27 protein-coding genes are annotated in these 24,447 nt (G+C 49.8%); 16 read left to right on the forward strand and 11 right to left on the reverse strand.

Features of this window, described 5'->3' with window-relative positions:
• Positions 1 to 56 precede the first annotated feature (56 nt).
• On the reverse strand, positions 57 to 236 hold the full coding sequence (locus tag ACKFKF_RS02840) for a hypothetical protein (protein WP_446862109.1): 180 nt from the start codon (positions 234 to 236) through the stop codon (positions 57 to 59).
• A gap of 269 nt (positions 237 to 505) precedes the next feature.
• Here ACKFKF_RS02840 and ACKFKF_RS02845 point away from each other — a divergent pair, with 269 nt between their 5' ends.
• On the forward strand, positions 506 to 1,087 hold the full coding sequence (locus ACKFKF_RS02845) for an SRPBCC family protein (protein ID WP_446862108.1): 582 nt from the start codon (positions 506 to 508) through the stop codon (positions 1,085 to 1,087).
• Between the two features lie 63 nt (positions 1,088 to 1,150).
• On the opposite strand, the gene bchI is transcribed toward ACKFKF_RS02845, so the two are convergent.
• Positions 1,151 to 2,248 carry a magnesium chelatase ATPase subunit I gene (bchI, locus tag ACKFKF_RS02850; RefSeq protein WP_446862107.1) on the reverse strand — a complete coding sequence of 366 codons (1,098 nt, stop codon included), beginning with the start codon at positions 2,246 to 2,248 and terminating at the stop codon, positions 1,151 to 1,153.
• Between the two features lie 171 nt (positions 2,249 to 2,419).
• Between bchI and ACKFKF_RS02855 the strand changes: the two genes are divergently transcribed.
• From ACKFKF_RS02855 to ACKFKF_RS02865, 3 genes are all read left to right on the forward strand, one after another.
• The gene (locus ACKFKF_RS02855) at positions 2,420 to 2,821 is read left to right on the forward strand and encodes a hypothetical protein (RefSeq protein WP_446866288.1); all 402 of its coding nucleotides are present in this window, start codon (positions 2,420 to 2,422) and stop codon (positions 2,819 to 2,821) included.
• A 135-nt stretch (positions 2,822 to 2,956) separates the two neighbouring features.
• Positions 2,957 to 3,778 (forward strand): 4-hydroxy-tetrahydrodipicolinate reductase, encoded by an 822-nt coding sequence (gene dapB, locus ACKFKF_RS02860; protein ID WP_446862105.1) that lies wholly within the window; start codon positions 2,957 to 2,959, stop codon positions 3,776 to 3,778.
• 1,121 nt (positions 3,779 to 4,899) lie between these two features.
• Positions 4,900 to 5,619: a PEP-CTERM sorting domain-containing protein gene (locus tag ACKFKF_RS02865; protein ID WP_446866289.1), complete on the forward strand. Its 720-nt coding sequence runs from the start codon at positions 4,900 to 4,902 to the stop codon at positions 5,617 to 5,619.
• Positions 5,620 to 5,707: 88 nt separating this feature from the next.
• Here ACKFKF_RS02865 and ACKFKF_RS02870 read toward each other — a convergent pair whose 3' ends face one another.
• From ACKFKF_RS02870 to ACKFKF_RS02880, 3 genes are all read right to left on the reverse strand, one after another.
• A complete protein-coding gene (locus ACKFKF_RS02870) occupies positions 5,708 to 5,983 on the reverse strand; it encodes a MoaD/ThiS family protein (protein WP_446866290.1) in 276 nt (91 codons plus the stop codon).
• Between the two features lie 84 nt (positions 5,984 to 6,067).
• Complete coding sequence (gene thrC, locus ACKFKF_RS02875) at positions 6,068 to 7,372, reverse strand: threonine synthase (protein ID WP_446866291.1); 1,305 nt, start codon at positions 7,370 to 7,372, stop codon at positions 6,068 to 6,070.
• 126 nt (positions 7,373 to 7,498) lie between these two features.
• Positions 7,499 to 7,756 carry a MoaD/ThiS family protein gene (locus ACKFKF_RS02880; RefSeq protein WP_446866292.1) on the reverse strand — a complete coding sequence of 86 codons (258 nt, stop codon included), beginning with the start codon at positions 7,754 to 7,756 and terminating at the stop codon, positions 7,499 to 7,501.
• Between the two features lie 132 nt (positions 7,757 to 7,888).
• Here ACKFKF_RS02880 and ACKFKF_RS02885 point away from each other — a divergent pair, with 132 nt between their 5' ends.
• The 11 genes from ACKFKF_RS02885 to ACKFKF_RS02935 all read left to right on the forward strand — a co-directional run bounded on the left by ACKFKF_RS02885 (position 7,889) and on the right by ACKFKF_RS02935 (position 15,784).
• The gene (locus ACKFKF_RS02885) at positions 7,889 to 8,443 is read left to right on the forward strand and encodes a Uma2 family endonuclease (RefSeq protein WP_446866293.1); all 555 of its coding nucleotides are present in this window, start codon (positions 7,889 to 7,891) and stop codon (positions 8,441 to 8,443) included.
• A 50-nt stretch (positions 8,444 to 8,493) separates the two neighbouring features.
• Positions 8,494 to 9,048, forward strand: coding sequence for a Uma2 family endonuclease (locus ACKFKF_RS02890; protein WP_446866294.1), 555 nt, complete (start codon positions 8,494 to 8,496; stop codon positions 9,046 to 9,048).
• 54 nt (positions 9,049 to 9,102) lie between these two features.
• Positions 9,103 to 9,432, forward strand: a complete 330-nt coding sequence (locus ACKFKF_RS02895; RefSeq protein WP_446866295.1) for a Pepco domain-containing protein — start codon at positions 9,103 to 9,105, stop codon at positions 9,430 to 9,432.
• Positions 9,433 to 9,500: 68 nt separating this feature from the next.
• Positions 9,501 to 10,967, forward strand: coding sequence for a caspase family protein (locus ACKFKF_RS02900; protein ID WP_446866296.1), 1,467 nt, complete (start codon positions 9,501 to 9,503; stop codon positions 10,965 to 10,967).
• Between the two features lie 138 nt (positions 10,968 to 11,105).
• Positions 11,106 to 11,450, forward strand: coding sequence for a glutaminase (locus ACKFKF_RS02905; protein WP_446866297.1), 345 nt, complete (start codon positions 11,106 to 11,108; stop codon positions 11,448 to 11,450).
• On the forward strand, positions 11,420 to 11,887 hold the full coding sequence (gene crcB, locus ACKFKF_RS02910; RefSeq protein ID WP_446866298.1) for a fluoride efflux transporter CrcB: 468 nt from the start codon (positions 11,420 to 11,422) through the stop codon (positions 11,885 to 11,887). The genes ACKFKF_RS02905 and crcB overlap by 31 nt, the downstream gene beginning before the upstream one ends.
• 182 nt (positions 11,888 to 12,069) lie before the next feature.
• The gene (locus tag ACKFKF_RS02915) at positions 12,070 to 14,055 is read left to right on the forward strand and encodes a protein kinase domain-containing protein (protein WP_446866299.1); all 1,986 of its coding nucleotides are present in this window, start codon (positions 12,070 to 12,072) and stop codon (positions 14,053 to 14,055) included.
• Positions 14,056 to 14,144: 89 nt separating this feature from the next.
• Positions 14,145 to 14,417: a hypothetical protein gene (locus ACKFKF_RS02920; RefSeq protein ID WP_446866300.1), complete on the forward strand. Its 273-nt coding sequence runs from the start codon at positions 14,145 to 14,147 to the stop codon at positions 14,415 to 14,417.
• A 156-nt stretch (positions 14,418 to 14,573) separates the two neighbouring features.
• A complete protein-coding gene (locus tag ACKFKF_RS02925) occupies positions 14,574 to 14,843 on the forward strand; it encodes a hypothetical protein (RefSeq protein WP_446866301.1) in 270 nt (89 codons plus the stop codon).
• A 2-nt stretch (positions 14,844 to 14,845) separates the two neighbouring features.
• Entirely contained in the window at positions 14,846 to 15,445 is a 600-nt protein-coding gene (locus ACKFKF_RS02930) for a hypothetical protein (protein ID WP_446866302.1), read from the forward strand.
• A gap of 177 nt (positions 15,446 to 15,622) precedes the next feature.
• On the forward strand, positions 15,623 to 15,784 hold the full coding sequence (locus tag ACKFKF_RS02935; RefSeq protein ID WP_446866303.1) for a hypothetical protein: 162 nt from the start codon (positions 15,623 to 15,625) through the stop codon (positions 15,782 to 15,784).
• Positions 15,785 to 15,795: 11 nt separating this feature from the next.
• Here ACKFKF_RS02935 and ACKFKF_RS02940 read toward each other — a convergent pair whose 3' ends face one another.
• The 5 genes from ACKFKF_RS02940 to ACKFKF_RS02960 form a co-directional block, all read right to left on the reverse strand.
• The gene (locus ACKFKF_RS02940; protein ID WP_446866304.1) at positions 15,796 to 16,452 is read right to left on the reverse strand and encodes a DUF998 domain-containing protein; all 657 of its coding nucleotides are present in this window, start codon (positions 16,450 to 16,452) and stop codon (positions 15,796 to 15,798) included.
• Between the two features lie 94 nt (positions 16,453 to 16,546).
• The gene (locus ACKFKF_RS02945; RefSeq protein ID WP_446866305.1) at positions 16,547 to 17,410 is read right to left on the reverse strand and encodes an alpha/beta fold hydrolase; all 864 of its coding nucleotides are present in this window, start codon (positions 17,408 to 17,410) and stop codon (positions 16,547 to 16,549) included.
• Between the two features lie 24 nt (positions 17,411 to 17,434).
• Positions 17,435 to 19,042, reverse strand: coding sequence for a phytoene desaturase family protein (locus ACKFKF_RS02950; protein ID WP_446866306.1), 1,608 nt, complete (start codon positions 19,040 to 19,042; stop codon positions 17,435 to 17,437).
• Positions 19,043 to 19,489: 447 nt separating this feature from the next.
• Positions 19,490 to 19,666 (reverse strand): hypothetical protein, encoded by a 177-nt coding sequence (locus ACKFKF_RS02955; RefSeq protein ID WP_446866307.1) that lies wholly within the window; start codon positions 19,664 to 19,666, stop codon positions 19,490 to 19,492.
• Between the two features lie 33 nt (positions 19,667 to 19,699).
• Positions 19,700 to 23,200, reverse strand: coding sequence for a DNA polymerase III subunit alpha (locus tag ACKFKF_RS02960; protein WP_446866308.1), 3,501 nt, complete (start codon positions 23,198 to 23,200; stop codon positions 19,700 to 19,702).
• 322 nt (positions 23,201 to 23,522) lie between these two features.
• Between ACKFKF_RS02960 and ACKFKF_RS02965 the strand changes: the two genes are divergently transcribed.
• Positions 23,523 to 23,801 carry a hypothetical protein gene (locus ACKFKF_RS02965; protein WP_446866309.1) on the forward strand — a complete coding sequence of 93 codons (279 nt, stop codon included), beginning with the start codon at positions 23,523 to 23,525 and terminating at the stop codon, positions 23,799 to 23,801.
• Here the strand turns inward: ACKFKF_RS02965 and ACKFKF_RS02970 are convergent.
• On the reverse strand, positions 23,798 to 24,361 hold the full coding sequence (locus tag ACKFKF_RS02970; protein ID WP_446866310.1) for a DUF2721 domain-containing protein: 564 nt from the start codon (positions 24,359 to 24,361) through the stop codon (positions 23,798 to 23,800). The genes ACKFKF_RS02965 and ACKFKF_RS02970 overlap by 4 nt on opposite strands.
• Positions 24,362 to 24,447 lie beyond the last annotated feature (86 nt).

Below are 24,447 nucleotides of genomic sequence, written 5' to 3' on the forward strand. Positions count from 1 at the left end.
CGACCCCTTGCGGGTAACTCGAAGCGACCCCTTGCGGGTAACTCGAAGAGATCGCTTTATCTAGTTTCTATCCAACCATTGACGATCGTAAGCGCGATCGACAGCAAGATCAAAACCCACAGGATAAAGCCTGGAATAAAGGTAAGCAGCCCAATTCCTCTGAGCAGCCACACGATCGCCGTTAGCCCCAAGACAACTAAGTACACAACGGCTCTCGAATTCGTCGATCGACTCATAGCAGGTTCCTCAACAGCATTAAAACATTTAGATCAGCAATTTAGATCAGCAATTGGCTTTACTGTTTTGCTTGCAAATTCTCAGACCAAATTCTCAAAACCAACCTCTCAAACCTGAGACAGAATATCCCGGATTTTTGTCAGTCAATAATGCGAAATTGACGGGAAGATTAAGAGTATACAAACTTGTGAGCGTGTGATGGTGAAAGCAACTCGATCGTCATACACTCTAGCTTAGACTGCTGGAACGGATGAGGAGTGAAATCAAAATGGCTGCTTCTATCGAACCCAACGCGATCAATTTCAGTGTTGCCAATCAATCTAGGGGACAGATCGATCGGATAGCCCTTCTACAAGGCGAAGTTTTGCTGACCACACGCGCTTATTCTGCTTGGGGTGGGGCGGTCACTGCTCGACTATACCTGCCTTTGACTCCAGATCAAGTCTGGCAACAGCTTACCGATTATCCTCGCTGGACACAATATTTTCCTGATGTTACCCACAGTCAGGTGTTGCACTCAGGAATTAACGCTTCAAACAGTGCAAAGCGGCAGGTCAAACGGCTCTATCAAAGTGCCAGCAAAGCTTTTTTGGTCTTTAGTGCACAAGTTGAAATCTATCTCAAAGTTTTAGAAACTCACCATCAGCGAGTTCAGTTTTATCTAGAATCGGGCAGCTTTAGTGACTTTTTTGCCGACCTCAGCCTCGAAGCCTACGAAAACGGCACTGTTTTAACCTACTCCGTTCAGGCAACTCCGACGATTCCTGTCCCTGGACTCTTGATCGAGCAAGCCATCCGCTTGGATCTGCCAACCAATCTGAGACAAATGCGCCGAGTCATGTGCGCCTGAAAAGCTGCGAGACCGGGTGCGTCAGGCAAATTATCCCGCTTCACACCCGTTGAATTCACAGCATCAAACCGCTTCGCCAAACACTTGATTGAAGACTTTCTCAACTTTGTAGCCAGAATCGATCGATTCCATCGGGTCTTTTCTCAAACGGTGCCGGAGACACAGGGTGGCGACGCGACGAATATCATTAACGGTGACTTCGGTACGACCTTCAAAGGCAGCGATCGCTTTAGCAGCCCGGTTTGTGACAATATCGCCGCGCAGTCCGTCTACATCTAACTCTGAGCAAACCTGAGAAATCTTGACGCGCAGATCATATTCAATGGCAATCTTCTTCAGCCGTTCTTGAGCATTGACCAACTTTTGCTGAAGGGCATCCTGTTCGGTTTGATATTTCTCCAAAAAGGATTGGGGGTCTTGATCAAACTCGGTGCGCTGTTCGACAATTTGAACTCTCAAAGCAGGTTCTTTAACGGTGCGAATCTCGGCGTGCATCCCAAAGCGATCGAGCAGTTGGGGACGCAGTTCTCCTTCTTCAGGATTGCCAGAGCCGACTAAGACAAATCGAGCCGGGTGCCGAATGGAAATGCCTTCTCGCTCAACCGTATTCCAGCCAGAAGCGGCAGAATCGAGCAGCACATCGACTAAGTGATCATCCAAAAGATTGACTTCATCGACGTAGAGAATACCGCGATTGGCCTTGGCGAGTAACCCCGGCTCAAAGGCTTTTACCCCTTCAGATAGGGCTTTCTCAATGTCGATCGTTCCACAAACGCGATCTTCGGTTGCCCCCAGCGGCAGATCGACCATGATCACTTTTTTCTGAGCGACGGGCACGTCTTCACCCTGCTCGATCAGTTGCCGCACCGCATCCGCCATCATTTCAGGATCGCTGGGATGGCTGTTAAACGGATCGTCCGCAACCACTTCGATCTCTGGCAACAGGTCAGCCAACGCCCGAATCGTCGTGGATTTGCCCGTGCCGCGATCGCCCATGATCATCACCCCACCAATTTTGGGATCGATCACATTGAGCAGGAGGGCCAGTTTCATTTCTTCTTGACCGACGATCGCGGTAAAAGGAAAGACGGCACGACGGCGAGGAAAGGGCGCGAGGGCAGACCGCCCGTTTTGGGAAGTAGCTTCTGTCGTAAAGGTCACGAGATTACCTACGAAATTAAAGAAATTTTAATCAGCGTATCCAATTGTGACATATCACCGGGGGCTAAAATCTTTGACCTTGAACGGTTCTACCAAGTAACCCTGGAAGTTGAAGAGTGAACAACCGACTTCACGCTATGATAAAGCACCGGATTTTAGCTGGCCCACGCCATGAGCAACGAACGATTAGAAGTCATTGATGCCCGCCTCGAAAACCTCACCGCCGTTAGCATTCGCACCGCAAACAGCCTCGAAGCCTCTGCCTACCAGATTGGGCTGATGGCTGAAGGCATTACTGCTGTGAGACAGAATATTTCTGAGATACGTCAGGAAATGGCAGAAATGCGCGTCTGGATGGCTGAGTTTCGAGAGAGTTTGAGAGATCTCAGGATAACCGTTGACCGAATCATTGAAGCGACTGACCGAATCATTGAAGCGACTGACCGAATCGCTGCGACGGCCGAGCAACAAGCTGCAACGGCCGAGCGACAAGAACAGAATATTTCTCGACTGGTGGCGATCGTTGAGCGTCAGGCACAGATGATGGGAGACTTGTTGCCAAGAACGTTATAGAAGGGGCAAAGCCGATCTCTTCGAGTTACCCGCAAGGGGTCGCTTCGAGTTACCCGCAAGGGGTCGTTTCGAGTTACCCGCAAGGGGTCGCGTGATTCTAAAATGCCCATAGGTGATCAACAACGGATTTCAACGATGGCTAATCCAATTCCAGTCGTGGTGAATGGTGCAACGGGCAAGATGGGGCGCGAAATCGTGAAGGCGGTGTCTCAAGCAAGCGACATGACGCTAATCGGAGCCTTATCCAGAAACCCTGACCTTGTGGGGCAAGACATTGGTGAAGTGATTGGCTGCGGAGCCTTAGAGGTGCCGATTCTCAATGAGTACGAATCGACGATGGCCATGCTGTCTCAAGAGCGCGAATTGGGCGTGGTTGTGGATGTGACTCACCCGGATGTAGTGTATGGCAACGTGCGATCGGCGATCGCTTACGGAGTGCGCCCCGTCGTTGGCACCACAGGGTTAACGGCTCAACAGATTCAAGACCTGGCAGAATTTGCCGACAAAGCCAGTACCGGATGCCTGATCGTACCCAACTTCTCGATCGGCATGGTTCTGCTTCAGCAGGCGGCTGTGCAAGCGTCTCAGTACTTTGACCACGTTGAAATCATTGAATTGCACCACAACCAAAAAGCTGACGCACCAAGTGGCACAGCCGTCCAAACGGCCCAAATGCTGGCTGAGATGGGCAAAACCTACAATGCTCCGATAGTGGACGAGACCGAAAAAATTACTGGAGCGAGAGGGGCCCAGGCTGATGAAGGGATTCGGATTCACAGTATTCGTCTACCCGGCTTGATCGCCCATCAAGAGGTCATTTTTGGGGCACCCGGTCAAATCTACACCTTGCGCCACGACACGAGCGATCGCGCTTGCTATATGCCCGGTGTCCTCCTCTCGATTCGCAAAGTGTTGCCGCTCAAGACATTAGTGTACGGTCTAGAAAAAATCCTGTAGCTCTCGATTAGCCTTTCATACAGGACATTTCATTCCACCTCACGCCTCACGCCTCACGCCTCACGCCTCACGCCTCATCAAGCCAAGATGAAGTTCTAAGTCACTTTCTCTGTAAAACCACGCAATAGGGTAATATCTCAGCAGAATTTAACCCAACGCTGCAATATAGCAAGATCTCCTCCTGGTTGACTGACAAAACTCCTGAAGCCCCCGTTTTTTGTAGGTTGGTGTTGAGCAACGCGAAGCCCAGCAGTCGCCTCTCTCACGTTGGGTTTCACCGAGTTCAACTCAACCTACTGGAAAAGATCTGTCAGTCAATCAGAGTTACAAGTTCAAAGACGTTTCCTAAATTCCTCCTAGGTGAAGAACCTTGAACCGGAAATCTGGTCTGAAAGTTTCTCAGAATTGGCAGCTTGGGAGGCAGACGCTTGACACCGAAGCAAAAAAGCTTTGTTGAACTGACGGCAGCTTTAGGTAGCTTCAAACCTTACGATATCCGCGATGAAATTGGCTGATCCGGAAAAGCGATCGACCGTTTATTTGATCAAAATAGAGACACTTGAGAACATATTGCTTTGGTTAAACCGTCTCAAAAATAAGCGCGAATTGGGTTAAATTTGTCATTCTAGATATCAGTCGGTTTGCTTCTCAGACCAATGTTAATGATCAAATCTCTCGCCTGATCGAGTTTCACTACCCAATATTCGATTTTCCGGATTCCCATCCGAGGTGAGTGCAAGAAGTCATTACAACGATTAGCTGTTTGAGATTTAAAGCTGGCAGGCGGTCAGTCCTGACAAGCGGTCAGTTTTTATATCACACCTTAATGATTGGGCGACGGTCTTACGTCCAACCAGCCTTTTAACAATCTGTAAGTGATAGTTCACAGCGCGATCGGACTGATTCTAACTTCAGTTTGATTGACCGTTGAAATTGTGATTTTAATCAATACCGACTTAGCGCTACCCAATTCTAAATCGGGTTGATTTTGCGACTCCAATTCTCTGTGTTTTGTTGCACAGAAAGAACGTCGTCTCAATTTTTTTGAATCACTTACTTTGTGAATCAATCATCAGGTGCCTACTCAGATACACCCTTAATTTTTAACCTCAAAAAGCCCCATGATCAGCAATTCATTCACTCAAAAATCGATCGTTCAAGCCCTTTTGATGACGGCGGCCGTTGCCGGATCTGCTCTAGTCATCTCTCCTGCTCAAGCTGCGGTGATTCGTCAAGGCGACCTACCCAGCGATGGCGTGACCAACGTCAAAGACTTTGGATTTGCAAAGGTGACCTCCAGCCCCAGACCCTTTGAGCGCAAAACCGTCGGCGGTGTGACGGGCATTGGTGTACAAGGCGGAAATGTCGGCGGAGAAATCGACAGAAAAGATAACGAAGCCATCACGGTTGACTTTCTCAAAGCAGAAACGATCGGCTCCTTTGACCTGGCATTCTTGTACGACACAGGTGTTTTCAGCGACTTTGCAGGAGAGATTGCCGCAGTGACAGCTAATGGCATTCAAACGGGTAAGCTGACTGTCGTGGACGCAACCAATGCTTTGTGGAGTCTTGGCGGCATTGTCACGACCCTCTCAACTGCGGGATCTCAAGCGGGAGGCGGTGCTTGGCGGATCGCAAATCCCTTTGGCAACGCCGCAGTCAGCCAGCTTAAATTTGCGGCTTTCCCCAACGGAGGATCAGGTGGCGCAGATTCTGACTATGCGTTTGTACAGTTAGAAACCGTCCCCGAACCCACCACGATTTTGGGACTGTTGGCAGTCGGTGCCTTGGGTGTAGGGTCGCTCAAAAAGCGTAAACTGGCCAAGGAAACTGGGCTTTAGACATTAGACTTTAGACCGGAGATTTTAGACTGGGAAGCATTTTGAGTCTCTGGTCTTTAGTCTCTGGCCTTTAGTCTCCGCCTGGGTGTTAGCCACCCGCGATCGCGGGAATGATGCTCACTTCGTCGCCATCTTTGAGCGGTGTGTTGACTCCTTCTAGAAATCGGATGTCTTCACTGTTGACGTAAAAATTGACAAATCGGCGTAGCTGCCCTTGTTCATCGCAGATTCGAGCTTTGATACCGGGGCAGCTTTTTTCGAGCGACTCTAACAACTCGACAATGCTGGTGCCGTCACAGTCGATCGTGGGCTGGTCGTTGGTAAGTTTCTGAAGCGGGGTGGGAATAAGGACTTTAACAGACATGGTGGGAGGGATGAGGGATGAGGGATGAAAAAATGATCAGAGCATTCAGGAACGATCGCTGAATCTCTTTTCTGTCGTTCATTCTTACACTAGGACTTGCTGCCATTCGAGGCGATCGAGGGTTTTCGATCGTTCTAGGGCGCGCTCAAAGCTGTCGAGTTTGGGTTCGATAGTGAGAGGTTCGCCGATGTAGCCTTGGACGGCTTCTTGAGTTTTGAGTCCGTTGCCTGTGATGTAGACGACGGTGGTTTCGTCAGGGTCAATTTTACCTGCTTCAACGAGCTTTTTCAAAGTTGCAACGGTGGTGCCGCCTGCGGTTTCGGTGAAGATGCCTTCGGTTTCGGCCAGCAGTTTGATTGCATCAATGATTTCTGCGTCGGTGACTGATTCAATGTTGCCGTTGGTTTTACGCGCCAGATCGACTGCATAAACGCCATCTGCGGGGTTGCCGATCGCCAGCGATTTTGCCACAGTATTCGGCTTGACGGGAGAGATAAAGTCACGACCTTCTTTAAAGGCTTGAGCGATCGGAGAGCAACCTTCTGCCTGGGCCCCACTAAACCGAACGTGCTTATCTTCGACTAAACCGACTTCAACAAACTCTCTAAACCCTTTATAGATCTTGGTAAACAGCGAACCAGAAGCCAGCGGAGCGACCACATGATCCGGAAGTTGCCACCCTAGCTGCTCGATCACTTCGTAGCCCAGCGTTTTAGAGCCTTCTGAATAGTAAGGGCGCAGATTGATATTCACAAAGCCCCAGCCGTGGGTGTTAGCCACTTCAGAACATAGACGATTCACCTGATCGTAGTTGCCATGCACTGACATAACGGTCGGGCCATAAATCAGCGTCCCCAAGACTTTGCCCGCTTCGAGATCAGACGGGATAAACACACAGCACTCTAGACCTGCATGGGCGGCGATCGCCGCCGTCGAGTTAGCCAAATTACCCGTACTGGCACAAGACACAGTGGTAAAGCCCAATTCACGCGCACGAGTCAAGGCGACCGATACCACGCGATCTTTGAAGCTGAGGGTTGGCATATTCACTGCATCGTTTTTGATGTACAGCTTTTTGAGTCCCAGTCGTCGTGCCAGTCGGTTTGCTTGAATGAGGGGAGTCATGCCTGTGCCGACATCGATCGGGTTGTCGGTGGCGACGGGCAAAAACGGACGATAGCGCCAAATCGAGTGTGGGCCGGCTTGAATGGTTTCGCGAGTGACGGTGCGCCGCAAAAAGTCGTAGTCATACTTGACCTCCAGCGGCCCGAAGCACATTTCGCAAACGTGACTGGCTTTCAGTTCGTATTCTTCACCACATTCTTTACACTTCAAAGCGCGAAAGGCGGCGGTTGTAGATTGCGTTTTCAGTTCGGTCGCCTGGGGCATGACTTAAAACTCCCTTGGTGCAAGCGTTTTGCTATTTCATGGTTGAATCTCGACTGATACTATCACGGCAAAAATAACCCGTCAAACATACCCGACCATTTTTATCGGGATTAAGATTGTCTGCTTTCATCCCCCACTTACAGGTGGAATCAACACCACTTCATCTCCGGCTTGCAGGGTGGTTTGGGGTTCGACAAATTGGAGGTTGACACCGAATCGAGTGAGGTTGCGCCATTCAGCGAGTTGGGGACGATCGTTAATCAATCGATCGCGCACCATTTCCACCGTTGCCCCGATCGGAAGGTCTAGCGTCAGTTCTGAAACGCCGTAAGCTTCCTGGTAGGCAGCAAATAATTTAACGGTCACGGTAATAGAGTTGGACATAGCAAGTGAGTCAATTTGAGAATGGGAGAGCAAGACAAGCGATCGCGATCCAGTTGTTTGAACAAAAGATTCAATGCATAAAATATTGATAGCTACGATCGATAGTACTGCTACAACGATAAGAGAACTGTCATGACAACCATCACCGCAAAATGGACATTAGACGAATATCACCGCTTGGTTGACACTGGCATTCTGGACGATCGCCACGTTGAGTTACTGAAAGGAGAAATCGTCGAGATGTCGCCCGAAAAAGAACCTCATGCTTATTGCAGCGGTGAAGCAGGCGAGTATCTCATTGGTCTACTTGATGACCGTGCAACCGTTCGGCAAACAAAGCCGATTACACTACCCAATGGTTCTGAACCTGAGCCAGATGTTGCGATCGTGCAGCGCTTGGGGCGCGAATATTTTGATCATCATCCCTATCCAGAAAACATCTTCTGGCTGATCGAATATTCAAACTCCAGTCTAAAAAAAGATTTAGAACTCAAAAGCAATATTTACGCTGAAGTTGGAATTCAAGAATACTGGGTTGTCAATCTCAAAACATTTAAGCTGATCGTGTTCCGAGATCCGCAGGATGGAGAATACGCTTCCAAAATGACATTTTCTACTGGAACCCTTCAGCCTTTGGCGTTTCCTGACATTGCTGTGAGCGTCGATCGCATCGTTAATGGACTTTAAGCCTGACATCCGCTGACGATCGATCACATTAGAACGATAAGAGAATTGTTATGACAACCATCACTGCAAAATGGACGCTGGACGAATATCACCGTTTGGTTGACGCTGGCTTTCTGGACGATCGCCACGTTGAACTACTGAGAGGAGAACTGGTCGAGATGGCACCTGAAGGAAAACCCCATGCTCACCTCAGCACAAATGCAGGCACTTACTTGATTCGACTGTTAGGCGATCGAGCCATGATTCGTCCTGCCAAGCCAATCACCTTGCTTGAAAATGGGTCTGAACCAGAACCCGATTTAGCAATTGTGCAACCGCTCGGACGTGAGTATCTAGACCATCATCCCTATCCAGAAAACATCTTTTGGGTGGTGGAATATTCTTACTCCAGCTTGGATAAGGATCTGGAAATCAAAAGCAAACTCTACGCAGAGGCAGGAATTTTAGAATACTGGGTTGTCAATCTCAAAACATTTAAGCTGATCGTGTTCCGAGATCCGCAGGATGGAGAATACGCTTCCAAAATGACACTTTCTACTGGAACCCTTCAGCCTGTGACGTTTCCTAACATTGCAGTGAGCGTCGATCGCATCATCAACGGCTGACCCTAAAAACCGTAAAATTTCTGCCATGATGTATAAAAATCCTCCTAAGTTGTCATGTCAGAAGAAAAAATTTGGATTATCACCGACTCTGAACCGCTTGTCGATCGCCCTGATGGGGCAAGAGGATGGGGAGAAGAGTTGCAGCAGCGGGTCCAGGTATTTCGCGAAAAGCAGCTTGATGTCGCTGAACTAGAGCGCAAGATGGAAACATTTTTGCAGATGGTTGGGCGGATTTTTAGTCAAGCAGAACAGCAAGCGCAAGCGCAATCAAAAATAAAGCTTGATGAAATTGAACTATCGGTCGAAATCAGTGCGGAGGGCGAGATTAAGCTAGTTGCAGGCGGAAAAGGCTCGATTAAGTTGAAGTTTAAAAGGGTGTCGTAACGCGATCTTTCAGAGCTTGATCCAGCTAGTTACAGCAATCCTTTAAGCGGCAGTCGGTCAAAACGAGAATGGCAAGGAATCAAGCGATCGTCATCGGCATCAATCAGTATGAGTTTCTGCAACCGCTTCGATATGCCAAGCAGGATGCTCTATTGATGCGAGAGTTTTTACTCAAAGAAGCAGGCTTTGACCAGGTTTTCTTTTTCTCAGATGACTCGCCTGCTTGGAAAGGGAAGTCAACTCGTCCTTCGCGATCGAATCTGCTGCGAGTTTTGCGTGAGATTGAGGCTGCTTGTCCGATGCAAGATGGCGACAATTTTTGGTTTTTCTTTAGTGGTCATGGGATGCGCGGCGGTGAGCAAGATTATTTGATGCCGCTGGATGGCGATCCGCATGACATTCAAAACACGGGCATCTCGATCAATCATATTACCGATCGCTTGCGAGGCTGCGGGGCAGATAATGTGGTACTGATGCTGGATGCCTGTCGAGAAGGGGGAAGGAAGGGCGGAAGTTTGGGCGAGCAGACAGCGGAGCGATCGCGGCAAACTGGAATGGTCAGCTTGTTTTCTTGTAGTCCTCATCAATATTCTTACGAGATTGAAGCGATCGCACAAGGGGCGTTTACAAAAGCGTTGTTAGAGGGTTTGGGGCACTGTGCCACGGTGGAGCGATTGAGCCATTATCTAGAGCGGCGAGTCCCTGAGATTCTGCGCGACAACAATCTTCGGGCAAATCAAACGCCTTATACAATTGCCGAACCGATCGCAAAATCTCATCTGGTGTTGATGCCAAAACATGCCACGCTTGCGGATGCTCAACCGTTGAAGATGGATGCTCTTGAGGCGGAAGCGAATGAGGATTACCGATTAGCAGAGCAGTGCTGGATTCGTGTGCTGGTGGTTTCTCCAGGAGATCGGCAGGCGATCGATGCAATCAAGCGGCTCGATCGTAAGTCTCATTTACAATCTGCCGAGCCGCTCTCACCCCAACCCTCTCCCGCAGGAGAAGGCGCAAGAAAGCAAGCTTCTACTTCACGCAACGCCACACCAACTCCTCGCACTGTCCAAACTTTTGAGTTTGATATTGTCAGATCAGTTGTTCTCTGGCCTCTTTGGCAAAAAACTGAGCGAAGATTACGCCTATTTATTGCTGAGAAGTTGGAAGCCGAGTATAAAACTGAAGACTGGATTGCTCAGGTAGAGGCCAATTGTCCCAATCTGAAAGTTGATATCTTTGACCCCTGCCGCCAAAAACAGGAGAATGAAAAGAAGAAATTTGGCGATCGCGCTTCTATTAATTTATTAGACTTTGCTTATCCCTTAGATCTTTACAAAATTATTGCTGCTTATTGGACAGTGTTTCAGCCGGTCTTAAAGCAAGATAAAAAACACTGGGAGCAGCGCTTTTCTCTTCTCATTAAGGTGCGTACTTCAATGGCACACATGCGAGACGAATTGATCGCATCTCACGAGCGGCAGCTTGCAGAAGCTTACTGTGATGAAATTCTTTACTTACTGGATCAGGACAAATAAGTAGATGAACAATCTTTCTTCTTACTTTCTTCTTAAGAGAAAACTGTGAGAGGAGAAAATCCGCTAATCTATAGGAAAATTACTTTTCAAGAATCTCTGAGAAGCGATTGGCCAATCCCCCTCGTATCTAAAAAAGTTATGAGCGAAATAGACCATCCCCTTCAGGCCTATCTCGAAACGCTCTACCTCAAATACAAACTGCTGAATGAAGGCAAGCTGGCTAGCTACATTCCCGAATTGGCGAAGGCCGATCCAGACTGGTTTAGTATTTGTGTGGTCACCGTCGATGGGCGAATTTTTGAAGTCGGAGATGCCGATCACCTCTTCACAATCCAGTTCATCTCGAAGGTGTTTGTCTATGACATGGCCCTGGCAGAACATCTGGCAACCTCATGGCTTCAGTTCTATCGAAAGGAGTGGTATGAAGAATTTGTCCTTTCTGAGAATCTGGAATGCTGTCAAATTTATTACAGTCTGCGTTGATTGGGTTGAGTCGATCGCTGGCGCTCATCTTACCCAACGATCCTGCACTACGTGCCCCTTTAGCAATTTGTTTGGGTGCGATTCCGGGGGCGTTAAGTCGATATTATTTAACCTTATTTTTTAGCCGCTGGCTGGGGGCGGATTTTCCGTTTGGCACCTTTTTTATTAACTTGACGGGTGCTTTGATTATGGGATTTTTTGTCACCTTGACGTTGGAGCGATCGCTCACTTCTCCCGACTTACGCTTTCTAGTCGCTGTCGGCTTTTTGGGGTCTTATACGACCTTTTCGACCTACGCGCTAGACACCTCTGCACTCTGGCAAACCGGACAAAAATCATTGGCACTCTTTTATGGGTTAGGAAGCGCAGTTTTGGGAATTGCCAGTTTGGAATTGGGAAAACTTTTAGCTCGATTTTTCTTTAGAAATCTACCCTAATGGTATCCGTTTTTCTCACCTCGATTTGCGCTCCCATACCCTAGACGCAAGCAGAGGAGTAGAATAAAAACTTATAAAGCCTACAAAAGCAAATTATTGGCAGCGATCGAAAAATTGGTCACGATCAACCCTTCCACAACCCATTAGTTTGCAGCGTCCAAGTCCCCCGTGCTTTCTGATTAATGACTTACTGCCTAAATCCTGATTGTAAGCGTCCCCAGAATGCAGACGGGGCAGAATTTTGTCAAAGTTGCGGAGCCAAACTGATTCCGTTGCTCAGGGGACGCTATCGGGTTTTGCAACCTTTGGGACAGGGCGGCTTTGGCAAAACTTTTTTGGCAGTGGACGAAGATCGGCTGAATACCCGCTGCGTGATCAAGCAATTTTCGCCCCAGCTTAAGGGCACCAAAGCGCTCGAAAAGGCGATCAAACTGTTTGAGCAAGAGGCCGTCCGCCTGCACGAATTGGGCGAGCATCCGCATATCCCCGCACTGCTGGCTTATTTTGAGCAAGACCAGCGCCTTTATCTGGTTCAACAATTTATCGAGGGGCCAACCCTATCTCAAGAACTAAGTCGCCAGGGCCCCTTTAGTGAGCAAAAGATTCGTGAAGTGCTGGTGCGGCTGTTGCCGATTCTCAAATTTGTTCACGATCGCCATGTAATTCACCGTGACATTACGCCGTCGAATATCATTCGCCGCAAGATTGATAATCGGCTGGTGCTGATCGACTTTGGAGTAGCGAAATTGTTGACTGAGGCGACTTCTACTCAACCAGGCACCAAAATTGGCACCGAAGGCTATGCGCCCGTCGAGCAGTTACGCAGCGGTAAAGCCTACCCCGCCAGCGATTTGTACAGCCTGGGAGCAACCTGTCTCTATTTGCTGACTCAAGTCAAGCCCGAAGATCTTTATGATCCGTTGGCGGGACGCTGGCTCTGGCGAGAACGCTTAACCCAACGCGGAGCAGGAATCAGCGATCGCATTGGGCAAATTCTCGACAAAATGCTGAAGGATCTGGTCAACGATCGCTATCAGTCAGCAGATGAAGCCATGCACGATCTGCGGTTTGCGCTCTCGACTCCTGCGGTTGCGTCTCCTCCCAATTCCACGCGGATGGGCAGCGCCTCCAATGTCACCTTACCCCCCACTTCAGGGTTGTCCGAGGTTGAGCAGCCCATTGCGGAAGACGATCAGACGCAGCGACTCCCCACGCCGACCCCTTCTCCGATTTCTCGCCCCTCTTCGCGCACAGCTTCTCGACGCGCTTCGTCTGGGTCGCCCCAAATTCGCAGATGCCTGCATACCTTGAGTGGTCACTCTTCCTGGGTGGTTTCGTTGGCCATTAGTCCAGACGGTCAGACGTTGTTTAGCGGCAGCCTCGACGATCGCATCATGGTTTGGGATGTCGAAACCGGAGAACGACTGGGCACCTTGATGGGGCATGTCAAAGCGATCAATGGTCTGGTGACGAGTCCTGATGGCAAGACGTTGATCAGTTGCAGTGACGACGACACGATTAAACTGTGGCAGTTGCCGATGGGCAGATTGATGCGATCGATTCTCGGTCACAGCCGCGATGTCAACTCGGTGGCGGTGAGTCCCGATGGCAAGTTTTTTGTCAGTGGCAGTGAAGATCGGACGGTTTCTGTCTGGAGGATGACCAATGGTGAATTGCTTCGCAGCTTTACGGGGCTGTCGGGGATGGTGCGATCGGTGGCGGTCAGTCCCAATTCTCAGATTTTGGCCAGTGGAGGACTCGACAATCAGATCAAGTTATGGAATCTCAACTCAGGGCAGCTTGTTCGCACGTTGACGGGGCATCAAAATTCTGTGTTGTCGATCGCCATCAGTCCCAATGGTCAAATTCTCGCCAGCGGCAGTAAAGACAAGACGATTAAGCTGTGGAATCCGAATACAGGGGATGTGGTGCGTACTTTGTCAGGACACATTGATATCGTCAATACGATCGCGATTACGCCAGACGGCAAAACCTTAGTCAGCGGCAGCAATGACAAAACCATTAAGCTGTGGAATCTGACGACCGGAGATCTGATCGGGACATTGACGGAGCATACCAATTCGGTCAACGTGGTGGCGATCGGGGTAGATGGACGGCTTTTGGCTAGTGGGAGTTCTGACAATACGATCAAGGTCTGGCAGCTATAAAAGAAGCTAAAAAGATTAGACGTTGGGGTGAGGAAAATTAGCCGCGATCGCGATTATTCTGAGCAATATTGTCTTTGTTATTGAACCCGATGGACGCTGCTAAAAGTCCCGGCATGGATTATCTTTATCGCAAAGCTGAATCTGTGAGATGGCACCGACAGCAGAGTAATCAGCAAATATTGCGATCGCGGTTGGGCTTTAACGAAGTGGCATCGTCTCGTCCTAAAGCCTGCCAGGGTTGTGCAAATTATCACGGGGTGGCGTATGGGTACGATCGGACAACTCGCGCCTCGCTTGTGTGCGGCTTTCACCCCTATGGCTGGCTAACGGACGACTCCTGCCCCGACTGGGAGAAGCTTTGAGCTTGGAGATTAAGCGTTTAGAACTGTGGTGAAAACTGTCCGCTTTGGGCTTCTCTCTACTTAGATAATTAAATTTGCATAATATTGACTTCTCAGAGAGACAACTTAGGGTAACTGTAGGGTTTGTTACCTACTTTCTCTGAAGGAATTTAAGCCATGCGTCTGAGAACAGCCCCGTTGACGGTGGGAGTGATGATCGCCGTTCTATCTACAAATTGGAGTGCGATCGCTCAAACGATCGTTTCGATACCGTCTGTGATTGAAGCGCTTACCCCAACCAGTGATCAATCGTCGCCCGACATCAAGATCGTCTCGCCTCAACCTGGAACGACCGTCAACTCAACTGAGGTCACGCTGCAACTGAGCGCCAAACGATTTACTCCTGGCAAAGTCCGGCGACCGGGTTGGGGCTACATTTCAAAGTGATTGTGGATAATAACTCACCGATCGACTACTTTGACCCCAGCAAACCATTGAAGCTGAATCTCAGTCCTGGTACTCACACGATTCGTGTTGTCTCGGCTCGTCCGTGGAACCAAAGCTACCGAAACCGAGGCTCTCAGGCGCATGTGACCTTTAATGTGCAGCAGTCAGACGGCAAAAATATTGCAGACTACAATCAGCCTGTGGGATTGATTACGGTCGTTTCTCCGGTGAGCGGCACCTATGGCGCGGAGCCAATTTTGTTGGATTATCTCGTCGATGGTGTCAACCTGGGTAGAACGGCCTCAGTGCGCTATACATTGAATGGTCGAAGTGTGAAGACGACCGATCGTTTTCCGCTTTATCTCACGGGGTTGCAACCTGGACAGAATAGGCTCGTTGTTGAACTGCTGGGAGCCTCTGGGCAGGTTCGTCCCAATGCTGGCTTTAACCGAGTCGAACGTACTATCTTTTATCAACCCGGCGGACAGGACAGCCTTTCTAAACTGGTCAGAGGCGAACTCAAGCCCAAAGACCTGAAGGGTGCAGTTGGCCCTAATCCATTTACCTTTGACGCTCAGGGCACCCCAAGACCCTTGAAGTAATGTGAATGCGATCGGGGTTTTCGCGTCGTAATTCAGTACCTTTGTCCTCCAACTCTGAGGAACTTTTAGATAAGATTTCTCTGAAGCCTTAAGCTAGAAGCGATCGGAGAACTCGACGAAATCTTTAGCTACATCAATGCGGTCATGGCTACTAGAGCAAATGAGCATTCCTAAACTATGAGATCGTTCGGCAATGTGCCCAATTTCAATGCGAGTATTGTCTACTATCCCGAACTTCTCAGTTCTGCGCCGTCGATCGATCACCTTCAGCCTCAATCTCTTGGCGGCAGTGATGAGACGTTCCGGTGCAGCGCGATTGTTAGACGGTATATCAGGTGATCAAACTCAACTCATCCAGAATCACGGCTCCCCTCAAGCCTGTCTTGAGACCGTTCCACTTGGTTGCGTAAGAGAGCGATAGACAGCACCACGACCCATAGCATGTAGGCGAAGATGTTAATCCGCTCCCAAACTCCCATCCACGGCGTGGGTAGGTTTGCCTCAAGTCGGGAACCATCCAAACCTGCCAAAACGCCAAACACGACGAATATCAGGATTGTCGCGATCGAATAGAGGCGGAACCACTTGCCGAATGCAATAGCCGCGCATCCCAGGGCAAGCAGCATGAAGAGAAGACCTACACCCGTGAGAGTTGCGTGCATGGTATCCGTCAGCGTTCCCTCGACCCCACGCAGATGCATCGGGAAAAGTAGAGTCGCCACCAAGCCAAGGACTTCTTTTCCAACCAGCCCAACTGCCGCAAAGCGCAGAGTACGCTTTTGACCCGCTGACTGCCAGACACCCACTCCGAATGCGTACACTAGGAGGGAATACAGGATGAAAAGCGGAACGACGAATGGTGTCGTCGGAGCATCGATCGCGATTAGCTCGCTGACAGTTTGAGAAGCAGAGCTATAGCCCTCCCACTGCATAGGTGCGAGTACAACGGTGGTGACATAGATCAGCGAAGACAAAATACCGCAGACGAGCAAAACCTTTCGCATCATCCTTCACCTCCTGAATTAGCTTTCGCTTCGAGTATGGCTGTGCTTGGCGAGCATCGAAGGAGTTTTCCACCCTAATGATTCTTCCCGCTCAAGCCTAACGGTTCAAACGTTTCGTGTGGTTGATGATGGCATCAATGATTGTGTCCCAATCATCCCGGTGAAGCTCGTGCGCTGTTCCTTCCAGGGTTAGCAAGGTGGCATCAGGAAGTTCTTCGGCGAGTGTGACCCCGCGTTGATAGTTAACCATTGAATCGGCGGTGCCGTGAATGACCAAGGCTGGAATGTTGATTTCCCCCAGCCGACCGGAATAGCGATCGCCCCCAGTCAAGAGAGCATGGTTCATCATGCTGGGCAGATTGTTTGCCCGCTTTACGTCTTCCGTAGCCAGTGCCCGGATGCTCATTTCGTCAAAGGGATGCTTAGAACCAGCAGATGTCAAGCGCCAGCTTTCAACCGTATAATCAATCGCGGCTGCTTCATGCGCCCAATCTAGCGTTGTGCCTGTGGCAAAGTGAGCCAGAAATTCCTTGTTTTCAATAGTTGGTACATCAGTTTCTTGTCTGGGTGCAAAAGGGCTTGACATCATGAGGGTCATGGTGATCACTCGTTCAGGGTATTTCAATGCGACCAATTGCGTGATCATGCCGCCCATTGACCACCCAAACAGGTGGGCGCGATCGACCCCATAGGCATCCAGCACTCCCACTGCATCATCGCTTAAGTCATCCCACGAATAGCCGATCTGACCTGGCTCGTAAGTGATGGAGCGTCCTGTGTCACGGTTGTCGTATCGAATCACGTAGCGTCCTGCTTCTGCTAGTTTCCGGCAGAAGTCTGAAGGCCACCACACCATTGAAGATGCAGCACCTCCGATCAACAGCAGGGTGGGATCGGTTGGATTGCCAAAGCTTTCGGTGCAGAGGTCAACCCCATTCGCCTGAATCATTTTCTCGTTCATAGTAAATAACCTGAATAAGAGGGTTTATCGCAATGGAACGGTGTGAGCTTGTTTCTGGGTTGCCTCTTGACGCATGGCCGCCATAATTTTGGGGAATCCCGATCCACCATTGACTGCCGCTGCCGCCATGACACCCCCAAAGGCTGCACCCAGAATTCCCGGCCCCATGGCATCGGCCCCAGTCAGGTAGAGATTTTGAATCGGCGTTTTGACACCGACCCAGGGTTGCTGTAACCGCTCTGGGACGAAGGGAATGCCGTAGATTGCACCTCGATCGCTGGCATCGAAATAGGCGATCGTCAAGGGAGTCGAGAGATCTGTGAATTCGATCAGATCTTTAAACCCCGGATAATGACGTTCCAAGAAATCAATGATGCTTTGGGTGATCCGATCTTTGAGAGCATAGTAATCGGCATCGCGTTTTCTCCAGGGTTGCTCTTGCCATTGGGCGAAGCACTCATAATCCGCATAGACCATGACTTCGGCGGTGTGCGATTGTGCCGTCGGGTCGTTGAGCGAGGGGAAAGAGAGGAAGCAACTATTAATGCCCTGTTCCGGTGAGACTCGTTGCAATTGCCACGCCGTATCATGATCGTAGTCGCTGTAGACCCAGTGATGTCCACCCCGGAACCCGATCGTTTGGGGAGACGCTTTCAAGCCCAAAAATAAGAGGACAACGCTGTGCCCTTTGGGAAACCGCTGGATGGCATCACCATACATTGCCCGCTCCTCAACCGACAGCAATTTGGTGTAGGTGTTGAAAGCTCCAGCATCCGAGATCACGACTGGCGCATAATAGGCTTCGATCGCTGCATCTGGATCGTGAGTTTTGCAAGCTCTGACCCCGATCGCCACCCCATTTTCGATAATAATTTCAGTCACCTGTCGCTGCGCGATCGCCCGTCCTCCAGCTTGTTCAATCACCGGGAAGATCTGTTTAGCGATTTCCTGCGCCCCACCCACGGGATACCATCCCCCCTTCAGATAGCTAGATATGACCAGGGCATGGATCGAGAAGACACTTTCGGAGGGCGGCAGTCCATAGGTGCCCCAAGCGGATGCTAGGAGCGCTTTCAATTGCGGATTGCGGAAGTGTTGGTCGAGATAGTCCTTCGTGGTTTGGAGAAAGGTTTTGCCGAAGTAATTAACCAGGGATTGGGCGATCGCCCCCAACCGACCGGGTAAAAAACCAGTGGCTTGACGCAGCCCATGCCACCGACTAAACCGTTGCAAATCTGCAAAGTAACGAAGAATGCCCGCCTTTTCATCGGGAAACTTCTGAATCAGATCGGCTTGATAGCGGTGCGGATCAGAATAGACTTCAAAGGTGAAATCTGGATACACCAATGTTTCAAACGGATCAGGAATTCTTGTCCATTTCAAAGTGCCGTTGGTGATGTAGTCGGAGATCAGCCTTCCGTCTTCGCCTTCTCCCATTTCCCCAACATAGTGAAGTCCGACATCCCATTGAAAATCCTGGCGTTTAAATTCCTGGGTGAAGCCCCCAAAAATGAAGTGTTGCTCCAGAACCAGAACTTTTTGGTGATTGAATTTTGAGAGAATTGCTGCCACAGTTAACCCACCAATGCCGGAACCAATCACAATCGCGTCATACTGTTGGAGATGAGACATCAGAGGATTCTCCTACGCGCTGTTTGCTAATTTCGGTCAGTTGCTTGATTCACCCAAGAATCGAAGATTAAATAGCCTGTGTAGGTTGGGTCAAGGTACATCGCTTGCTTCCCGTCTGCTAACCCAACGCCCCAGAAATGGTGAGTTTCATGCTTCAACCCAACTGACAAAAGTCGATGTTATTTAATTTTCATTCCAATCTAGACTCAAGGGTAAATCTAAAATTTGAGGAAGTTGTGAGGAAACTCTCTTTTTGATGTTGGTTGATTAGTGAAACACCACGACACGAGCCGCTCCTACAGTACAGTTAACGTTCCGCTTCACCCGCCGCTAGTAGCATCTCGTACTCAACCAACCAACTCAATACGATCGGTGTGCAAGCGGATTGTTATGCCGTTGACAACTTAGAGAATTGAAGACATTGAAGCGTGGACAATGAACCGATATTTAGCCGTTTGAGTCGTAACGCTGTGAAACCCAACGGCAACTATCGGCACAAATTTGAGCGCGATCCATGCGTTCTTTCAAATTGGTATAAGTGCTTCTGCGACGGCGAGATAAGTGGTCAGCACGAGCAGCCTTGTCAGCCGCAACTTCAGGGCTATATCCCAAATCCAAATACATTTGAATTGTGCTACTGATTGCTACGTACTCGCGCTAACCGACTAAGGCCGACACCCGCGATCGAAAGCCTGCCTTTGTCAACGCATTCACGGCCGCTTGCTCATCTTGGACGCGGAACTGTTGCCCAAATCGGACGAAATGACGGCGATTGTTGGCACTGACGATCGCCACTACGGAGACTTTTCCTTTGTCGTCGCCGCGATATTCCTGCAAAATCTGCTTGAGGCGATATTGTTGTTGTCCGTCGTTGGCAATTTCTGGTTTCAGTTCCACCATCACCATGCGGACGGATTCGATCGGCTCTGCATCTTCAATGATGAATTGGGTCTGGTCGTCACGGCGATCGACTTTGCCCCAGACCATCAGCCGAGCGTCATCGACAATCAGGTGTCCCACGCGCTCAAAGGTTTTGGGAAAGACTACAGCTTCAGAATGTCCGGTCAGGTCTTCGACGGTAATGATGGCCATCGCATCGCCTTTTTTAGTTGTGACTCGCTTGATGGCGGTGAGCATGACGATCGCGCTGACGTTGGCACCTTCCGATCGGCGGTCAAGATCGCTCAAGTTAATCGGGGCGAGAATTTTGGCGGATTCTTGAATCTGTTTGAGTGGATGGTCAGAAATGTAAAAGCCCAGCACTTCTTTTTCTAACCGCAGTTTGTCTTGTTGCTGAAAGTCGGGAGTCGGGGGCGCTTTGGGTGCCGTTTCAAAACTTTCTTGCTGAACGCTGCCGCCCAATAGATCAAATAAATTGCCCTGACCGCTGGCCCGATCTTTGGCGCGAGACTGGGCCCAATCCAGCACCAGCTCTAGATCCTTGATCAACTGCTGACGGTTGGGCTGAATCTGATCGAAGGCTCCACAGTAGATCAGCGATTCCAATGCGCGTTTGTTGACCGCACGAGAATCGACGCGATCGCACAGATCCGCCAGCGACTTGAAGGGCCCTTTTTCTTCTCGGACTGCGAGAATCGCCTCGATCGCACCCATGCCCACATTGCGAACGGCGCTCAGACCAAACAGAATGCTCTCGCCAGTGGGGGTGAAGTCGATGCCCGATCGATTGATGTCAGGCGGCTGTACTTGAATGCCAATCCCCAGACAGGACGCGATGTAGCGCTGCACTTTGTCCTGATCGCCACTATTGGAAGTCAGCAACGCCGCCATGTATTCGACGGGATAGTTTGCCTTGAGATAGGCGGTCTGATAAGTGACGTAGCCGTAAGCCGTCGAGTGAGATTTGTTAAAACAATATTCGGCAAACTGCACCATCTGTTCAAATAGCGCGTCCGCAATCTGAGCCGAAACCTCATGTTCTCCGGCACCCTGGACAAACATTTCTCGATGCTTTTCCATCTCAGACTTTTTCTTTTTGCCCATCGCCCGCCGCAGCAAATCTGCCTGACCGAGCGAATAGCCCGCCATATCTTGAGCAATTTTCATGATCTGCTCTTGATAGACCATGATTCCATAGGTTTCTTCTAAGATCGGCGTGAGAATCTTGTGCGCGTAGTCGATGCGTTCGCGTCCATGTTTGCGGTTGATGAATTTGGGAATTAGTCCAGCATCGAGCGGGCCGGGACGATAAAGGGCCAGCACTGAGGAAATGTCTTCTAAACTATCCGGCTTGAGATCTCGAACGATCTGCCGCATTCCCGACGATTCAAGCTGAAAGATGCCTTCTAGATCGCCGCGTCCCAGCAGTTTGTAAACGCCAGGATTGTCGAGGGGCAACTCGTCGAGGTCGATCGTAATCTTCTGAGTCTGCGCCACCAATTCCAGCGTTTTTTGGATCATGGTCAGATTTCTCAACCCCAAAAAGTCCATTTTGAGGAGTCCCAGCGTCTCAATGTCTTCCATGTAGTATTGGGTGAAGACGGCTCCATCGGCGTTGCGCTGCAAGGGCACAATTTCGTCGAGTGGGTCAGCCGAGATCACGATGCCCGCCGCGTGAATGCCCACACTTTTGTTCATGCCTTCGATGCGGATGGCGGTGTCGATCCAGCGGCGATAGGTGACGGTCGTATTTGGGACAGTGGACTGGTTATCGTACTTTTCTTTGAATTCCTTGGCGGGCGTTGCGTCTGAAATCATCACCTTGAGCGGAACGGTTTTGCCTCGCACCGTGGGAATCATTTTGGTCATGCGATCGGACTCCCCATAAGGCACATCCAACACGCGGGCCGTGTCTTTGAGAACCGCTTTAGAAGTCATGCGGTTGTAGGTGATGATCTGGGCTACTCGCTCCGTGCCGTACTTTTTGGTGACGTACTGAATCACTTCATCGCGGCGATCGATACAAAAATCGGTATCAATATCCGGCATCGACTTGCGTTCGGGATTCAAAAATCGCTCAAACAGCAGACCGTGAAAAACGGGGTCAATGTTCGTAATTCCCAAGGCAAACGCCACGAGAGAACCCGCCGCCGATCCGCGTCCCGGCCCGACTGGAATCCCATTGTCTCTGGCATATTTGATGTAGTCCCAAACGACGAGAAAGTAGGTGGCAAAGCCCATCTGACTCATCATGTTCAGTTCGTAAACCAGGCGATCGCGGTACGTCTGATCGATTTCCTCACGAGTGTTACGTTTCTGCCGTTTGAGCAGTCCTTCCCAGGTGATCTTCTCAAGGTACGAATCGGCTGTGAAGTTTGCTGGAACCGGATAATTAGGAATCCGAGGTTCGCCTAAGATCTGATATTCTTCAACTTTGGCAGCGACTTCGACCGTATTGGCGATCGCTTCATCCACCACACTTTGAGGCAAATGATCTCGGAAGAGCGATCGCATTTCGTCCGCCGATTTCAGATATTCCGTGCCTGTGTAGCGCAGCCGTTTCTCTTCGGTAATCAGCTTCCCGGTTTGAATGCAGAGCAGCGCATCGTGAGCTTCTACGTCGTAGCAAGAGATAAAGTGAGAATCGTTGGTGGCAATCAGTTTGATGTCTAGCTCACGCGCAATGCGGACGATTTCGGGATTGACGATGCGTTCTTCGTGCAGACCATGATCCTGAATTTCGAGATAATAATCTTCGCCAAACAGGTCTTTGTATTCCTTGGCGACGCGCCGCGCAATGTCAGGTTTGCCCTGCAAAATCGCTTGGGGCACTTCTCCACCCAGACAGGCACTTGTAACAATCAAGCCTTCTCGATACTCCGCCAAAAAATCTTTGCTGATGCAGGGACGCGAAAAAATGCCCTTCCCCTGAACGCCTTTGAGGTGAGAAATCGTCGTCAGCTTAACGAGATTTTTGTACCCTTGAGTATTTTTTGCAAGAACGACCTGATGATAGCGAGGACGGCGTTCTTGCTTGGAGATGTCGCCATTGATGACATACATCTCATTGCCAATGATTGGTTTGAGCTTGCCCTTGCAGACTTTGATCAATTCGATCGCGCCATACATCACCCCATGATCTGTCAGGGCGATCGCGGGCATTTCTAACTCGACAGCACGATCGATCAGCTTGGGTAACTGGCTCGCCCCATCCAGTAAGCTGTAGTCGCTATGGATATGAAGACCAACAAAGGACATAATCGCTCAAACCACACAAAAGGAATGAGAACAGATTACTCGATCTTTGCGCTACATCTAGTATTTTTTTGGCGCATTTATTGCAGACGACTCCATAAGTAGAGGTGATGGGCGATCAGACTGGAGTTGTCAACCTCCGATCTCTAGATCACCCATTACCTGTTGTCAGAGTTATAGTCACGTCATCTGAAGATCAGTATAGTACCAATGTATCAAATTTGGAAGAGGAAAGTGTGAGGTGTGAGGAGTAAAATTTGCAAGGTGGACGAGTTGAATCTAAATTCCCTCATCCCTCCTCCTTCATCCCTCATCCCTTCTTCCTATGCCGCTAATCAACGTCATGCAGCAAGTCTTCGATCGCCCCCCGCTCCCCTTCGATCCCAATCGGCAATCGCTCAAAGCCTGGACAAAGTACTGCTTACAAGATCGGGGCTTTAGGGTGATTTACGCGCAAAATGCAGACTTTGCGATCGAGACCAACACCGGAGAAAAAGCCTACTTCAAAGTCAGTGACCGTGCTGAAAATCTCGATCCCTCAGTTGGGTGGATTGTAGTTGACCCATCAGGACAGAAGGCGATCGTCATTGCGCCTCAGAGTTAACCAGCCCTTGCTCGACGAGCTTTGACCAGTTTGGGTTTGGCGGATCGTAAGCGTCTGATTCGCAGGTCTTCGCGGGGGGCAAAATTGCGGGAACTGAAGGTGAGGATTCCGGTCATCTCTTGCCAAAAGGGACGATCGCTCTGATGCAAATCGAGCAGCACGATCGCCACGCTAAACAGTAAAATCCCCATGCCTCCAATAAAGAACGCCATCGCCACCGAAATGAGCCAGGTGCCCTCGATAACCGTTCTCATGGCTAATGCAAAAGTGCTGGCGACAAAGACCATTAGCGCGTAGTGAAGTGCCAGAATGCCGTTGCGAGAGGATTGAATCTGTTGTTGCAGGTGACGCAGTTGTTTTTTGAGCAGGAGGAGGCGATCGCTCTGGGAGTCATACGCCAAATGTAGCACTTGATAATATTCCAAACTTGTCGTCTGCAACCGATTTTCTAGGGCACTGCGCCGCAGCATCAAGCCCCCCAACACAAACGCACAAGCCACAATCATCAGCACCGAGTTGAGGATTAGCTGAATCAATTGGGTGGTCTGTTCGACACTCATAAGGCTTCCTCTCCACGACTTAGCGTGACATGAGGATAGCATATTTTAGTACAGATTTACTAGATAGAGGGATGAAATGAGGAGAC

This window comes from Phormidesmis sp. 146-12, assembly GCF_052939495.1.